Source organism: Enterobacter cloacae complex sp. 2024EL-00711 (assembly GCF_047529885.1).
Classification (GTDB): domain Bacteria; phylum Pseudomonadota; class Gammaproteobacteria; order Enterobacterales; family Enterobacteriaceae; genus Enterobacter; species Enterobacter ludwigii.
In genome coordinates, this window is sequence record NZ_JBLIZC010000001.1 from 387954 (window position 1) to 406022 (window position 18069).

Sequence of the window (18069 nt, forward strand, 5' to 3'; positions counted from 1 at the left end):
AGGATCGCTCCTCGCGGCATAGTTTTACGCAATTAACAGTTGATGATTTGCCAGCAGCGTAGCCAGATCGGTCTGCACGCCGTTCAGCGTGACCAGCGTTGTGGGTGAGAACTGGCCGCCGCTACCGTCCAGGTCAACCTGGATTTCGGTATTGCTGCCGTTTTGCACCACGCGGATGTAATCGGTGATATTCCCCGCACTGCCGTCCAGCGTGGCGACCCCGTTCACATAGCTCGCTGAGCCCGTACCGGTGTAGCCGCTGCCTGAAAGCAGGTCGCGCAGGTCAATACGGTCCGTATCCGCCGTGCCTTCCCAGGTGCCTACCGTAAAGCCGTTCACCACATCACTGCCGTTACCGCCTGTGGCATTGGAGGCGTTGATCAACGTGTAGAGCAGCGTATCGTGACCGCCGCTGCCAATATTGAACGTGTCGTTACCGCCACGGCCTTCGAACTGGTTGTTACCGCTGTTACCGGTAATGACATCGTCAAAGTCCGAGCCGTTAATGCCCTCAATGTTCAGCAGGCGTGAGGTACCAAACCCGGTGTCCTGCGCGGTAGAAAGACGCAGGTCGACGGTCACGCCGGACGTCGCATTGCGGTAGTCCACCACGTCCATACCCCCGGTGTTGCTCCAGGTGTCGTGATCCGAGTGGGTCGTCCAGCCGCCGGAACCGTTATAGGTATACGTGCCGTCCTCGGCGATAAAGGTATCGTTATACCCGGTACCGGTAAGCGTCCCGCTGTGCCCTCCGGTTGCTGCTTCGGCAGTGAGGACGTAGCCCTCTTTACCGTTGCCGGCTTCCAGACCGCTCCAGGTGACGTTATCCGACACGCCATTGGTGATTTTCAGGATCTCGGCCGAGTAAGTTTCATTCGGATCCAGACCGTAGAAACTCACCAGTGCAGAGGTATCGTTCGAACCGATACCGGACTGGGCGTTGATGATCTGCGAGGCCACCAGTACGCCCGCCGCGTTATACAGATTGACCGTATTACCGTAGTAGGCGTTGATACCCTCACTGTCGACAATGTGCAGATGCATCGCCGTGCCGTCGGCAACGGTTTTGCTGTTTTGCACCAGCACCACTTTGCCGTTCTGCTGCGACACCAGCAGATCCTGCGCGCCGTCCCAGTTGTAATCCACGGCGGCCACACCGGTGACGTTCGCCAGTCCGGAAGCCAGCTGACTTGATGTCCAGCTTGAACCGTAACCGTTGTTGGTAAACAGGGTTGCGGTCTGCGATCCGCTGTAGGTACTGAGCTTGATGACGTCCATCTGGCCGTCAGCGTTCCAGTCCACCGCCACCGACAGATACCCTGCTGACGCGTTAGAGGCCTCAACCGCGCTCTTGGTGGTGGAGAGTTTCCCGGTACCGTCGTTGTAGTAGATCACCCCGCCGTTGTTGTTATAGCTGCTGCCCAGGTACAGATCCATGTAGCCATCGCCGTTGAAATCCGCCCACGTCATCGACGCCGCCGTGGTGGTATTCGCCACGTTTGCCACAAACACGTTAGTCAGGTTCTGACCGAGGGATAACGTCCCGTTACCGTTGTTGTTAATCACGGTAAGCGAGTACGCGCCGCTGCGGTTGGTGTGCTGAACCACATCCACGGTGCCGTCGTTATTCAGGTCAACGCCGGAGATTTCACGCATGGTGGTGAATTGTCCCCAGAATCCGGCGCCGCCATAGCTCCCATCCGGCGTGAGTACCCCCTTGTTGTTAATAAGGTAGGTAATGGAGTCCGCACCGGCATCGCCATACGCAAGGTCCAGATACCCGTCACCGGTTTTATCGTAGGCAATGACACCGCCGTACCAGATAGTGGTTCCCATACCCAGTTGGCTGGCGTTGTAAGTGCTGCCATCGTAGGTCCACATCACCTGTGTAGACCCGCCGTAGGTGGTTTCAGTCGCAAAGATGTCCTGCGTGCCGTTACGGTCAAAATCGGCAGCGGTCTGGCTAACGGCAGGGTAGCCACGCGTATTGGTCAGCGCGTTCGCCGCGTAGGTTGAATCATCACTGCTGGAATAGGACTGTCCGTTAGCAATGATATTCCACAGGCCGCTGCTGTTCATGCCGACGGTCATGGTCGAGTTTTCGCTGTTACCCGCCGTGGTGGCCCAACTGGTATTCACCGTGGTGGTGTCAATCACCAGGCTGCCGCTCGCCGTCCCGGTGGTATTGCCGTTACCCGCGCTGCTCTTCACCTGTGCCGTTACGTTATAGCTGGCAACGCTCAGTGCATCGCTGTCCGGGATCTGCAGATACCAGGTGTTGTGATCCGGGTCGACCACCACCGCGCCGCCCGTCTGCGAGGTGTAGGTTTTACCGTTCACATTCACCACCAGGTACTCGCCGTTCACCAGATCCGCGGAGACCGTTCCGCTGACAATCGGCGTGGTATCCGATGTTGTCTGCGCGGTAATTGCCGCCGTGGTGGTCGGGATACTGGTATCGACGTTCAGTACAAACCCGTCCGATTCCGTATAGTTACCGGCTTTATCGGTTACCCGCAGGATATACGTATGATTGCCATCGCTCAGGCCGTTATCCTGGAAGGACCAGCTTGCGCTACCGTTCATCGTGACCTGGCCCAGCAGGATCCCGTCACGATAAAGCTGCACAATCTCACCGTCATCCGGTGCGCGGTTCAGCGTTCCGTTGATCAGCGGCGAGCTGTCATCCGTCGCCATCGCGCTGCCAAAGGAGCCCAGACGCTCACCTTCGTCATCGGTATAGCTCACCACGGTTCCCACGGTGGTTGGCGGCGTGGTATCCACCGTCACCACCTGCGATGAGGTTGAGCCCACGTTGCCCGCCTGGTCGATAATCCGCACCTGATAGGTGTAATCACCGTCAGCCAGATCGCGGGTATCGGTGTAGCTCCAGCGCTGGTTGGTTACCGTTGCATCTGTCCAGGTATTCCCGCCGTCCAGGCTAATCTGCACGCGTTCATCATTGGCCAGCGCGCTGCCAAGCGAGCCGTTGAGCGTAAGCGTGGTGTCCATGGTGATGAAATCAGTGCCGGACTGCCCGGTATCTTCACTGATGCTGTCAATGGTGATGCCGTACTGAGGCGCGTGGGTATCAACCGTGACCGTCTGCGACGTGGTTGCCCCGACGTTACCGGCCAGATCGACCACCCGCACCTGATAGTTGTAGCTACCGTCGGCCAGGGTACGCGTGTCGTTATAGCTCCACTGTGTGCCATTCACCGTCGCGTTAACCCAGGTGGTGCCGCCATCCATACTGACCTGAACATACTCGCCCGCACCGGGTTGCGCCCCCAGCGTCCCGTTCAGGGTGTATGACGTTGAACTGGTCAGGAAGTCGTTGTGGTCGAAGCCGGTATCCACGGTGATGTTATCCACGGTCACCGTAATCGCCGCATCCGGGGCGACCGTATCGACAGTCACCTGCTGATGGGCACTGGATCCCACGTTACCTGCGGCATCCACCACGCGCACATAATAGTCATAGGTGGCATTACCCAGCGTGCGGCCGTCCACGTAGTACCAGCTGTTACCGGTGACAATCACGTTCTGCCAGGTCACGCCACCGTCGATGCTGATTTGCGCATATTCGCCGTCAGCCAGCGTCGCGCCGAGCGAGCCATGCAGCGTTAGCGAGGTATCATGGGTGATAAAGTCGCTGCTGCTCAGGCCAGTGTCATCGCTGATGCTGTCAATGGCGATGGTTTTACTGGCATCGGGTGCCACGGTATCAATGGTAACCACCTGGCTGGTGGTGGCGCTGATATTGCCCGCATCGTCAATCACGCGAAGCTGATAGTTATAATCGCCGTCCGCCAGCGTGCGGGTATCAACCCAGGTCCAGCTCAGTCCGCTGACGCTGACATCCGTCCAGGTTACGCCGCCGTCGAGGCTGATCTGCGCGTGATCGCCACTCCCCAGCGCCGCACCGAGCGTCCCTTTCAGGCTGATCTGGTTATCGCTGGTGATAAAGTCGCTGCCAGACAAACCGGTATCCTGACTGACGGAATCGACCGTAATGGTCGTCGCCGCAGGCGCGGTGAGATCCACCACCACGTTCTGGCTGTCCGTTGCCCCTACGTTACCCGCGTTATCAATCACGCGGACCTGGTACTGATACGTACCGTCCGTCAGGGTGCGGCCATCGGTGTAGCGCCAGGTGGTGCCCGTGACGGCCAGGTCAATCCAGCTCGCCCCGCCGTCCACGCTGATCTGCGCTTTCTCGTTATTGCCGAGCTGCGCGGTCAATGAACCGTTAACAATAATCTGGCTGTCGTTGGTGATGAAATCACTCGCGCTCAGCCCGGTATCGTTTTGCAGGGCGTCGATACTGATCCCCATTGACGGCGCGGTCAGATCCACGGTCACGGTGTGATCGTCGCTGGCAGTGTTACCGATGGTATTACTCACCTGGGCATGGATCACATACGATCCTCCGTCTGCCAGCGCGGTCACGTCTGCACTGCCTACGGTGTAGTTCCAGCTACCATCAGCCTGCACGGTTGTGGTGTAGGTTTTGCCGTTCAGGGTGATGGTCACCGTCTGGCCCGCAGGCGCGTCGGTGGTACCACTGACCACCAGAGGGATACCATGTTCAGCGGCGCTGACGATATCGTCCTGCGCAAAGGTGTGGATAGTTATGGTCGGGACATCACCGTTCAGCGTCACGTCGTGCGTCGCGCTGCCCGGGTTACCGGCCTTATCGTTCACCGTCGCCGTTAGGGTGTAATTCCCGTCGCTCAGGCCGAGGAAATCATGCCCCGGCACAAAGACCGACCACGAGCCGTCCGCCCCCACGGTCGCCTGATAGCGGTGATCGTTGAAGGAAACCGTCACCGTCTGGCCCTGTTCCGCCGTGGTGGTGCCGCTGATGGTCTGGCCTGCCAGCTGCTCAGCGTTATTGACAATATCGTCATCCGCCACAGTGCCGATGGTTACGGTTGGCGCCACGGTATCCACCGTCAGGGTGTGAGTGGTCTGTCCGCTGTTACCCGCTTTATCGTTGACTGAAGCGGTCAGCGTCAGCGCCCCTTCATTCAGGGCCGCCAGGTCGGCGGCCGGCACATTCAGCGTCCACGTACCATCGTTCGCCACCGTTGCGCTGTAGGTTTTACCCCCCAGCGTTACGGTAACGGTCTGCCCGGCTTCCGCGCTGGTAGAACCGTGCACGGTCAGCGGCTGCTGTGCTTCTGCTGCATTTAACACGTCGTCGCCAGAGAGCGTATTCACACCGATCACCGGCGCGGTGGTATCCACGCTGATGCTGTGCGTTGCCGACGCGCTGTTGCCCGCGCTGTCCTGGGCAGCAACGGAGACAGGATAATGTCCGCCATCGGTCAGTGCGCCCACATCAGCAGCCGGCACGGTAGTCGTCCAGGAGCCGTCACTCTGAATGGTGGCGGTGTAGCTTTTACCGTTCAGGGTTACCGTGACCTGCGTCCCGCTGGCAAACTGCGCGCTCGAGCCGTTAATCACCAGTGAGGAGCCTGCTTCTGCCGCGTTGATCACGTCGTCGCCGGCAATGGTATTCACGGTCAGCGCCACCGAGGCCGTGTTGACCACCACATCATGGGTCTTCGTGCTGCTGTTGCCCGCACTGTCGGTAATGGTTGCACTGAGGGTCGCGGTGCCGTCAGCCAGCGAGGAAATTACGCTGGCCGGTACGCCCACACTCCAGTTGCCGCTCGCATCCACGGTTGTCGTGTACTGATGAGACCCGACGGTAATCACCAGCCTGTCGCCGACGTTTGCACCGGTTGCACTACCGCTGACGATCTGCGCCTGCGCATGCTCCACGCTGTTGATCACATCATCAACGGCGACCGCGTTAAAGCTGATAACCGGTGGCGTGGTGTCAAGGGTAATGGCTTTAGCCGCACTGCCTGGGTTACCGGCCGCATCGCTCACGCTAACCTGTACGGTGTAGCCGTTGTCGGCCATCGCAGTCAGGTCGGCCCCGGGCACATTCACACTCCACGTGCCGCCTGCCTGAACCTGCGCGGTGTACTGCTTATCGCCGAGCGTTACGGTGACCGTCTGACCCGCTTCTGCCGTGGTGGTGCCGGTGATGGCCACACCTGCAGACGCTTCGCTGGCGTTGATCACATTGTCGCCGGCAACTGTATCAATTGTCACGCCAGGCGCGGTCGCATCGACGCTGTATTCGCGCCCTGCTGAGGCGCTGTTGCCGTTCACGTTGGTGACGCTCACCTGTACGCTGGCATCGCCCTCTTTCAGACCGGCCAGGTCAGCAGACGGTACCGTCGCCGTCCAGTTACCGCTGGCATCAACGGTGGCCGTGTAGTGCTTGCCGCCAAAGGTGATGCTGACGGTCTGGTTGGCTTCCACGTTGCTGGTGGTGCCGGAAAGCAGCAGATCTGCCCCTTTCTCCGCCGCGTTAATCACATCGTCAACGGCAATGGTATCAATGCTGATGGCGACGGCCGCCAGATCAACAGTGACGTCATGGCTGATGGTCACCGGATTGCCCGTGGTGCTTTGGCCTGCAACGGTAACGCTTACCGTTCCTGCCGGCAGCGCGCTTACATCCGTCGCCGGAATAGCCGCGTTCCAGGTCCCGTCAGCCAGTACGGACGCCGCATAGGTTTTGCCGTTCACCGTTACCGTAAGCATGGTCCCCGCTGCCAGCCCATCGCTGGAGCCGCTGACAATCAGGTTCTGACCATGCTCAATGCTGTTGATCACATCGTCGCCTGCCACGGTATCGACACGCAGCCCCGGCAGGCTGGCATCGATGAAGATATCACGCTCGCCGGAACCGGTATTGCCGTGCCCGTTGGTAACCGTTGCGGTGACGGTCAGGTCGCCATTACCCAGCGCGGTCAGCACGGACTGCGGGACATCAACCGACCAGCTCAGATCGCTCTGTACCGTTGTGGTGTAGGTATTGCCACCGACAGAGACCGTCACGGTGTTACCCGCTTCGGCGTTCACCACTTTCCCGCCGATCGTCTGGCCTGCCGCCACTTCCGCTGCATTGATGACGTTGTCACCGGCCACGGTGTTGATGGTGACGGTCGGCAGCGCGGTGTCGACCTGCAGGTTCGCCGTATTGCTGACGCTGTTCCCCACGGTGTTCGTCGCGGTTGCGCTCAGGGTGTAGTTCGCCTCACCCAGCGCGGCCAGATCCGCTGCCGGTACCGTCAGGCTCCAGCCGCCGTCCGCCGCGGTTGTTGCGGTGTATTGTTTGCCGTTCAGGGTCACGGTGACCAGGGTGCCTTCCGCAAGGTTAGCGCTGGTACCGCTGACGCTCAGATCCTGACCTTTCTCCACCGCGTTCAGCACATTGTCGCCGCTCAGGGTACTGAAGCCCACGGAAGGCAGTCCGGTATCGACGGTCACGTTATGGGTGCCAGATCCGGTATTGCCCGCGGCATCGGTGACGCTGACGCTGACCGTCACGGTGCCATCCTGCAGCGCGGAAATCACGTTCGCCGGAACGCCCACGCTCCAGTTGCCCGCGGCGTCCAGCACGGTGGTGTAGGTCTGGCTGCCAAGGGTCACGGTGACTTTATCGCCCGCCGCCGCGCCGGTGGCAGAGCCGCTGACGATCTGCGCCTGCGCATGCTCAGCCACGTTAATCACGTCGTCGCCCGCCACGGTGTTGATGGTCACGACCGGCACCGTCACGTCAACAGCCAGGTTATGATCCACCGAGACCGGGTTACCCGCCTTGTCACTGACGGCGGCCGTCACGGTCACGCTGCCGTCCGTGAGCGCCGCCAGGTCGGCTGCCGGAACGTCCAGCGCCCAGTTGCCGTCTGCGCCCACGGTAGTGGTGTAGTTCTTCCCGTTCAGGCTCACGGTGACCGTCTGACCCGCTTCGGCGGTGCTGGTACCGGACACCGTCAGGTCAGCTTTCGCTTCGGTCGCATTCAGGATGTCGTCAGCCGCCAGGGTGTTAATCGTTACGGACGGCGCGGTGGTATCCACTCTGTACTCGCGGCCCGCAGACGCGCTGTTGCCGTTGACGTTGGTGACGCTCACCTGCACGCTGGCATCGCCCTCTTTCAGACCGGTCAGGTCGGCAGACGGTACGGTATAAGTCCAGTTACCGCTGGCATCGACAGTGGTGGTATAGATTTTACCGCCCATGGCGAGGGTGACGGTCTGTCCGGCTTCCACGTTGGTGGTCGCACCTGACAGCACCAGATCGGTCCCTTTTTCCGCCGCGTTAATCACGTCGTCGGTAGCGATGGCGTTAATGCTGATCGCCACGGTCGCCAGATCCACCGTCACGTCGTGGCTGATGGTCATCGGGTTGCCTGTCGGGCTATCGCCGGTAACGGTAATTTTCACGGTGCCTTCCGGCCACGCGCTGACGTCTGCGGCCGGCACGGCTGCGTTCCAGGTCCCGTCCGCCAGTACGGACGCCGCATAGGTTTTGCCGTTCACGGTGACGGTCAGTGCCGTGCCCGCTGCCAGCCCATCGCTGGAGCCGCTGACAATCAGGTTCTGGCCATGCTCGATGCTGTTAATCACATCGTCGCCTGCCACGGTATCGACACGCAGGCCCGGCAGGCTGGCGTCAATGGTGATATCGCGTTCGCCGGAACCGGTATTGCCGTGTCCGTTGGTGACGGTGGCCGTCACGCTCAGTCCGCCGTTACCCAGCGCCGTCAGCACCTCTGAAGGCACGTTGACGGACCAGGTCAGGTCATCCTGCACCGTCGCCGTCCAGCTGTTACCGCCCATCGTAACGGTGACGGTATTGCCCGCTTCGGCGTGGGCAACGGTACCGCTCAGGGTTTGACCGGCAGCCACTTCCGCCGCATTGATCACGTTGTCACCGGCCACGGTGTTGATGATAACGGTCGGCAGCGCGGTATCGACCTGCAGGTTCGCCGTATTGCTGACGCTGTTCCCCACGGTGTTCGTCGCGGTTGCGCTCAGGGTGTAGTTCGCCTCACCCAGCGCGGCCAGATCCGCTGCCGGTACCGTCAGGCTCCAGCCGCCGTCCGCCGCGGTTGTTGCGGTGTACTGTTTACCGTTCAGGGTCACGGTGACCAGGGTGCCTTCCGCAAGGTTGGCGCTGGTACCGCTGACGCTCAGATCCTGACCTTTCTCCACCGCGTTCAGTACGTTGTCACCACTGAGGGTACTGAAGCCCACGGAAGGCAGACCGGTATCGACGGTCACGTTATGGGTGCCTGATCCGGTATTGCCCGCGGCATCGGTGACGCTGACGCTGACCGTCACGGTGCCGTCGCTGAGGCCAGAAATCACGTTCGCCGGAACGCCCACGCTCCAGTTACCCGCGGCGTCCAGCACGGTGGTGTAGGTCTGGCTGCCAAGGGTCACGGTGACTTTATCGCCCGCCGTCGCGCCGGTGGCGGAGCCGCTGACGATCTGCGCCTGCGCATGCTCAGCCACGTTAATCACGTCGTCGCCTGCCACGGTGTTGATGGTCACGACCGGCACCGTCACGTCGACCGTCAGGTTATGATCCACCGAGGCCGGGTTACCCGCCTTGTCACTGACGGCGGCCGTCACGGTCACGCTGCCGTCCGTGAGCGCCGCCAGGTCGGCTGCCGGAACGTCCAGCGCCCAGTTGCCGTCTGCGCCCACGGTAGTGGTGTAGTTCTTCCCGTTCAGGCTCACGGTGACCGTCTGACCCGCTTCGGCGGTGCTGGTACCGGACACCGTCAGGTCAGCTTTCGCTTCGGTCGCATTCAGGATGTCGTCAGCCGCCAGGGTGTTAATCGTTACGGACGGCGCGGTGGTATCCACGCTGTACTCGCGGCCCGCAGACGCGCTGTTGCCGTTGACGTTGGTGACGCTCACCTGCACGCTGGCATCGCCCTCTTTCAGACCGGCCAGGTCGGCAGACGGCACCGTCGCCGTCCATTTGCCGTCAGCATCCACCGACGCCGTATAGGTTTTACCGCCGAAGAGGATGCTGACGGTCTGATTCTCCTCCACGTTGGAGGTGGTGCCAGAGAGCACCAGGTCCGCGCCCTTCTCAGCCGCGTTAATCACATCATCCGTGGCAATGGCGTCAATCCCGATGGCGACCGCCGCAAGGTCCACCGTCACATTGTGGGTAATGGACACCGGCGTACCGGCGCTGTTCTGCCCCTCAACGGTGACAGCTACCGTGCCTGCCGCCAGCGCGCCAATATCGGCCGCCGGAATAGCCGCACTCCAGGTGCCGTCAGCCAGCACGGTGGCCGGATAGGTTTTATTATTTACCGTTACGGACAGAGCGGTCCCTGCCGCCAGTCCTTCGCTGGTGCCGGTCACGATCAGGTTCTGACCATGCTCGATGCTGTTGATCACATCGTCACCCGCCACGGTATCCACGCGCAGGCCCGGCAGGCTGGCGTCGATGGTGATATCGCGCTCGCCGGTGCCGCTGTTGCCCACGCCGTTAGTCACGCTGGCGGTGACGGTCAGTTCGCCGTTACCCAGTGCGGTTAACACGGACTGCGGGACGTTGACGGACCAGGTCAGGTCATCCTGCACCGTGGCGGTCAGGGTGTTACCGCCGAGGGTCACGGTGACGGTGTTGCCCGCTTCGGCATTCACCACGGTACCGCTGAGAGTCTGGCCGGTCGCCAGCTCCGCGGTATTGATAATATCGTCGCCAGCCACGGTGTTGATGGTGACACCCGGCAGGACAGACTCCACGTTCACGGTGTGAGTCACGCTGGTACTGTTGCCAACAGCATCGGTTGCAGACGCCGTGAGGGTGTAGATCGCTTCACCCAGTGCGCCGACCTGATCCGCCGGAACGGTAGCCGTCCACAGCCCGTTATCATCCACCGTTGCGCTGTAGGCTTTGCCGTTCAGCATCACGGTGACGATCGCGCCCGCCGCCAGACCTGACGCGGTGCCGGTGAGGGTGAGATCCTGCGTTTTCTCGGTGCTATTGATGACATCGTCGTCTGAAACGGTGTCAATGGTCAGCACCGGAGCGGTAAGGTTGACGGCCACGTCGTGCGTCGCACTGTTGCTGTTACCCGCTTTATCGGTCAGGGTCGCGGTGATGGTGTGATCCCCGGCGGCCAGAGCAGTGACGTCGGCCGCAGGCACTCCCACGCTCCAGTTGCCCGCGGCATCCAGCGTGGCGGTGTAAGATTTATTATTGATGGTGACGGTGACCACATCACCCGCTGCCGCGCCGGTGACAGACCCGGTGACAATCAACGCCTGCGCGTGCTCAACGCTGTTGATGACGTCGTCATCCGAAACGGTGTGAATGGTCAACTGCGGCACCGTGGTATCCACCAGCACGTCACGATCCACCGAGGCCGGGTTACCCGCTTTGTCGGATACCGCCGCGGTGATGGTGTAGTTTCCGTCGATAATGCCGCTCAGGTCGGTTGACGGTACGCTCAGGCTCCAGCTGCCATCCGCCTGCACGGTGGTGGTGTAATCCTTGCCGTTCAGCGTAACGGTCACGGTCTGACCCGCTTCCGCGTTCGTGATGCCGTTAACCACCAAATCCTGCTGCGCTTCAGACGCATTAATGATGTTGTTGTCGCTGACAATGTCGATAGTGACCGTCGGCGCGGTCGTATCCACGCTGTATTCACGGCCCGCTGACGCGCTGTTGCCGTTCACGTTGGTGACGCTCACCTGCACGCTGGCATCGCCCTCCTTCAGGCTGCCTAAATCAGCAGAAGGCACGGTAGCGGTCCAGTTACCGCTGGCATCCACGGTCGCGGTGTAAGACTTGCCGCCGAAGGTGATATACACGGTCTGGTTGGCTTCGACGTGGGTGGTGGTACCCGACAGGACCAGATCCGCGCCTTTTTCCGCCGCGTTGATCACGTCGTCGGTGGCAATCGCGTTGACGCTGATCGCCACCGCGGCCAGATCGACCGTGACGTCATGCGCAATCGTCACCGGGTTTCCTGCGGTGCTCTGACCCTCAACGGTTACCGTCACCTTGCCTGCGTTCAGCGCGCTGACGTCGGCGGCCGGGATCGCTGCCGCCCAGGTCCCGTCTGCCAGAACCGTCGCCGCATAGGTTTTACCATTGACGGTCACCGTCAACGCAGAGCCAGTTTTCAGCCCATCACTGGAGCCGCTAATAATCAGGTTTTGACCATGCTCGATGCTGTTAATCACATCGTCGCCCGCCACGGTATCGACCCGCAGACCCGGCAGGTTGGCATCAATGGTGATGTCGCGGCTGCCGGAGCCGGTATTGCCGTGACCGTTAGTGACGCTTGCCGTCACGGTCAAATCGCCGTTGCCAATGGCCTTTAAGACTTCAGGCGGCACATTGACCGACCAGCTCAGATCATCCTCAACGGTGGCGGTCCAGGTGTTGCCCCCCATTGAAATCGTGACAGTGTCACCACTTGCGGCACCGCTGACTTTTCCGCTCAGGGTCTGTCCCGCAGTCACTTCCGCCGCATTGATGACATCATCAATGGCGACAGCGTGAATGGTCACCACCGGTAGCGCACTGTCGACAAGTGCCTGATGGCTGGTGCTCGCGCTGTTGCCTGCGGTATCGGTCACGCTCGCGGTGACCGTGTAGTTCGCTTCGCCCAGCGTCGAGACGTTTGCTGCCGGTACCGTCACGCTCCAGTTGCCGCTGGCGTCAGTCGTGGCCGTGTAGTTAATGCCATTCAGGGTCACGACGATCGTGGTGCCGTCCGGCTGGTTGCTGGTGCCGGAGAGTTGCAGATCTTCGCCTTTCTCGATGGCATTGATCACATCATCGCCCGCAACGGTATTGATAGCGATAACCGGAGCGGTCAGGGAAACCGCAATCTCATGCGTCTGCGTGGTGCTGTTGCCCGCTTTGTCGGTGAGGGTCGCAGACATCGTATGGTCGCCATTGCCCAGCGCGCCCGCGTCAGCCGCCGGAATACCCATACTCCAGTTGCCGGACGCGTCCAGCATTGCGCTGTAATTTTTACCGTTCAGCGTCACGGTGATCACGTCGCCTGCCTGTGCCCCGGTGACTGTGCCAGAAACGATCAGCGCCTGACCGTGTTCAGCAATATTCAGAATGTCATCACCGGCAACGGTGTTGAAGGTGATCTGCGGCACGGTAGTGTCCACCAGCACAGACGCATCCGTGCTGGCCGGGTTACCGGCTTTATCCGACACGGCCGCCGTAACGACGGCAGTGCCGTCGGTGATACCGGCCAGATCGGCTGCCGGCACGTCAAGCGTCCAGCTGCCGTCAGCCTGTACCTGTGCGGTGTATTGATTGCCATTAAAGGTCACCGTGACCGTCTGCCCCGCTTCGGCAGTCGAGGTGCCGCTCAGGGTGAGATCCTGTGCCGCCTCTGCCGCATTGAGCATGTTGTCGTGACTGACCGTATTGATGGTGACCGTCGGCGCAGTGGTATCGACGCTGAATTCGTGTGACGAAGACGCCGGGTTGCCATTCACGTTGCTCACGCTCACCTGAACGCGGGCATCGCCCTCTTTCAGGCCGCTTACATCCGCAGCCGGAACGGTGTAAGCCCAGTTGCCATTCGCATCCACGGTGGTGGTGTAGTTTTTGCCACCAAAGGTGACCGTCACCGTCTGACCGGCTTCGACCCCAGACGTGGTGCCGGAGAGCGCCAGATCGTGTCCCTTCTCCGCCGCGTTCAGCACGTTATCAGGGGTCACGCTGTTAACGCTTATCGCGACCGGGGCGAGATCGACATCCACCACGGTCCCGATATTCACCGGGTTGGCGGAAGCATCCTGTGCGCGGGCTGTAATGTTGAGAGGACCGTCCGGCCACTGGCTGACATCCGCCGCAGGCACAGCCGCTTTCCAGGTTCCGTCGGCCAGGACCGTGGCGACGTACTCAATGTTGTTAATGGTCACGGTAACGGTGCTGCCCGCTGCCAGATCGGTGCTGGTACCGGAAACAATGAGATTCTGCCCGTGCTCGATGATATTGATAACATCGTCGCCCGCCACGGTATCAATACGCAGACCAGGCAACTGGGCGTCGATGGTGAAGTCCAGCGCGGCAGAACCGGTGTTTCCGTGCGCATTCGTCACGCTGGCCGTAACCGTCAACTCACCGTTACCGAGCGCGGTTAACTGGCTCTGGGTTAACGGCAGGCTCCAGGTAAGATCGTCCTGCACCGCAACGGTATACGTCTGGCCGCCCAGGGTAAGGGTGACAATGTCGCCTGCCGCCGCGTTGGCGACTTTCCCCGTCAGGGTCTGGCCTGCCGCCAGTTCCGCCGCGTTGATGATGTTATCGCCCGCCAGCGTGTTGAGCGTGACCACCGGCAGCGAGCTGTCTACCAGCACATCGTGCGTGGCCGACGCGCTGTTACCCACACTGTCCGTGACGCTCGCCGTCACCGTATAGTGCGCCTCGCCCAGCGCGCTTACTGCCGAGGCCGGTACGGTAACACGCCAGTTACCGCTGGCATCCGTAATGGCGGTGTAGTGAATGCCATTCAGGGCCACGGTGATCGAGGTGCCTTCTGGCTGGTTGCTGGTCCCGGAAAGCAGCAGATTTTCGCCTTTTTCGGTGGCGTTAATCACGTCGTCCGCCGCCAGAGTGTGAATACCTATCTGCGGCGTCACGGTATTAACCACCACCTCCAGCGTGCTGCTGCCGGTGTTGCCAGATTGATCGGTCACAGAGACCGTTATCGTCCAGGTTCCGTCCGCCAGGCCCTGTACCACAGACGCAGGCAGGCCGAGGCTCCAGTTGCCCGCCGCATCCACCACGGTGGTGTAATCCACGTTATTGATGGTCACCGTGACCCAATCACCCGCTGCCGCTCCGGTCACGGAGCCGCTGAGGACCTGCGCCTGGGTATGGGCAAGCTGGTTTATGGTATTGGTATCGGTGACAAAATCGTTAATGGTCACCTGCGGTACGGTGGCATCCACCAGCCCGACGCGATCCGTACTGCTGCTGTTACCTGCCACATCGCTCACGGTTGCCGTTACCGTGACGGTGCCATCGGCCAGTGCGCCGACGTCCGCAGCAGGTACTGTCAGTTGCCAGCTACCGTCATGTTGAACGGTAGTCTGGTAGGTTTTACCGTTCAGCGCGACGGTGACCGTCTGGCCCGCTTCCGCCGTGCTGCTACCGCTTAACACGATATCCTGCTGTGCTTCGGCGGCACTGATGATGTTGTCATCGGTCAGATTATTGATCGTGATGTCCGGAGGCAGCGTATCGACCGTCACCATGCGCGACGCATCGGCGCTGTTGCCGTTAACGTTCGTCACGCTGACGCTCACCTGCGCGCGGCCGTCAATCAACATTTCCATGGCGCTGGCCGGTACGGTCAGGCTCCAGGAGCCGTCCTGCTGCACCTGCGCGGTATAGGTCCGATCGGCGAATTTCACCACCACAGTCTGCCCGGCTTCCACGCCCTGCGTCTGGCCAGAGAGCGTGAGATCGCTGCCTTTTTCCGCCGCGTTCAGCCGGTCATCACCGGAGATGACATCAACAGTCACCGCCACGGCGTTCAGGTCGAGTTCGATCGGATGTTCAGCGGCAACGGCATTGCCCCACGCATCTTCTGCACTGACGTGCACCGCGATATGGCCCGGCGTCCAGGACTGGAGGTCGCTCGCCGGGACACCAATCTGCCAGCCACCGGTGGCGTTGACCACGGTGACATAGTCGACGTTATTGATGGTGACGGTGATCTGCGTGCCTGCGGCCAGATGGCTGCTGGAGCCGGTCACGGTAAGATCCTGATGCTGCTCAATGGCATTGATCACGTCATCACCGGAAAGGGTGTTAACGCGCAGACCCGGCAGCGCCGCGTTGATATTGATATCGCGCTCGCCGCTGCCCGTATTGCCGTGGCTGTTGGTGACTGACGCGGTAATGGTCAGGTCGCCGTCGCCGAATGCCTTGAGATCCGCAGACGGGATAGTGAGGTTCCAGGTCAGATCGCTACCCACGGTGGCGCTGTAATGCTTGCCGCCAACGGAAACAGACACCGTATCCCCTGCCGCTGCACCCGTGACACGACCGCTGATCGTTTGATCGGCGGCCACTTCGGCGTTATTCACCCGGTTGTCGCCGGCAAAGGTATTGATGACCACCTGTGGCAACACGGTATCAACCAGCAGTGTGGCCTCTGCTGAGCCGCTGTTGCCCACGCTGTCGGTACCGCTGACGCTGACGGTGTACAGCGTGTTCGCCAGTTGCAGGACGTCGGAAACCGGTACCTGAACTGACCAGCTCCCGTTCTCGACAACGGTTTGATAATTGACGTTGTTCAGCGTCACGGTGATGGCGCTGCCGTCTGGCAGCGTGCTGGTGCCGGTCAGGCTCAGCGGCTGCATAGCCTCCTGAGCATTGAGAACGTTATCCTGGCTGATGGCATGAACGGTAAATTCCGGTGGGTTACCGCTCAGCGTAATGCCGTGTGTGGCACTGCCGGTATTGCCCGCGGCATCGGTAACGGAAACCGTAATGTTGTGGTTTCCTTCTCCCAGCAAGCCCACCACGGACGCAGGCACACCCACGCTCCAGCTGCCGTCCGCCTGCACCACACCGGTGAAGGTCTGACCGCCAACGGTTACGCTCACGACATCCCCTGCTGCGGCGCCGCTCGCCGTACCGGAAATAATCTGCGCCTGGCCCTGCTCGCTGGTATTGAGGATATTGTCGTCAGCAACGGTGTTAATCGTCACGACCGGGGCGGCGGTGTCCACGGTGAAATCGACGGTTGTGGAAGATCCGTTCCCCGCTTTATCGCTGACGTTCACCGTTAGCGTATGGTCGCCATTCGCCAGCGATTGCACCTCGCTGGCGGGCAGCGTAACGGACCACGTGCCGTCGCTCCCTACCGTGGCGGTATGATTTTTCCCGTTGAGCGTTACCGTCACAATCTGGCCGGCTTCCGCATCGGTTTTACCGGTGAGCGTCAGCGCCTGGTTGTGCTCAGCCGCGTTGATGATGTTGTCCTGCGCAATCGTATCAACAGAAAGCGCTGGCGCGTTGGTATCCACACCTATCGTCTGGCTGCCGCTCACGGTATTGCCCGCGGCGTCTTTACCGCTGACGTTCACCGTCCAGGTGCCGTCACCCAGCGCCTGCGCATCCGCGGCAGGCACGTTCACGCTCCATGCGCCGCCGGCCCCCACTTCCGCCGTGTAGGTTTTGCCGTTCAGCGTGACGGTAAGCCCGGTTCCCTGCGCCAGATTTTTGCTGGTGCCGGACAGCGTAAAGCCAGCGGAGTGTTCGCTGGCATTGATCACGTTGTCACCGGCCGTTGTCCCCAGCGTGATGCTGGCGTCAGCGGTAGAGATTGTGACGGTAATGCTGCCCGCCTGCGTCGTTTTGCTCCCGTCGATTTGCACGACAGACCAGGTATGTTCGCCGTCAGCCTGAGTCGGGAGTTTTACGGTCCAGGTACCCTCTTTCCCGACCATGGTGCTGGCAATGGTGCTTCCGCTGCTGTCTTTAACCTGAATGGTCGCCCCCGGCTGCCCGGTACCGCTAAAGGTTGGGGTGTTGTCGTCCGTGATCGCTTTTCCACTCAGCACACCCTGCTTATCACCCGCGTTGTCCGTCAGCAAAAAGGTCGGCGTCGCGCTTTCAACATCTTTGGTGTTGTCGATGACTTTGGTTTTGGTTTCGCCGTCACCCCCGTGCGCCAGCAGTGCGCCAATGGCACCGCCGCCCAACGCAGCGCCTGCAATCCATCCCCATGGCGCGTCATTGAGAACGCTTCCCTGCTCAAGGAAAGGCTCAATGCTGGCAACCGGCGTAGCCTGCGCGGTTAACTCGGTAACAGCAACGCCAGACGCTTCCCCGGCATCGGCAAAAGAAATATGCGTCAGTTCCTGCTGATCGTTGAAGACCAGTTCTGATTGATTATGGGTCTGTGGATCTTCAACAAAATAGTTATTGCAGCGAATAACGCTGCCGTCTTTCATATAAATAAGCAGGTCTTTACCCTGGCGAACATAACGCACAACATCCTGAGCAGAACCCTGAATTTCAATCACACTCGGCGAAGAAATAGAAACCGACAAATTACCCTCTCCGGTTAATTTCGTTTTCTCGGCCGTTTTGCGAATGATGACATCAACAATTTTTACGTTACTCATTTTCCTCTCCTTGCAGGTGTCCGGATTCCTGTGGATATG

1 protein-coding gene and 1 pseudogene are annotated in these 18069 nt (G+C 60.6%); both read right to left on the reverse strand.

Going from position 1 to position 18069, the window contains the following annotated elements; genetic code table 11:
* Positions 1-24: 24 nt before the first annotated feature.
* The gene (locus ACMVME_RS01890) at positions 25-15225 is read right to left on the reverse strand and encodes an Ig-like domain-containing protein (RefSeq protein ID WP_414743401.1); all 15201 of its coding nucleotides are present in this window, start codon (positions 15223-15225) and stop codon (positions 25-27) included.
* Positions 15217-18030: pseudogene (locus ACMVME_RS01895) on the reverse strand (Ig-like domain-containing protein); the annotation flags it as partial. The pseudogene ACMVME_RS01895 and the gene ACMVME_RS01890, both read right to left, overlap by 9 nt.
* Between the last annotated feature and the right edge of the window lie 39 nt (positions 18031-18069).

Excerpts from the sequence above, each read along its gene's own strand:
- ACMVME_RS01890 (WP_414743401.1), bottom strand. The coding sequence starts at position 15,225 with ATGGAAATGTTGATTGACGGCCGCGCGCAGGTGAGCGTCAGCGTGACG.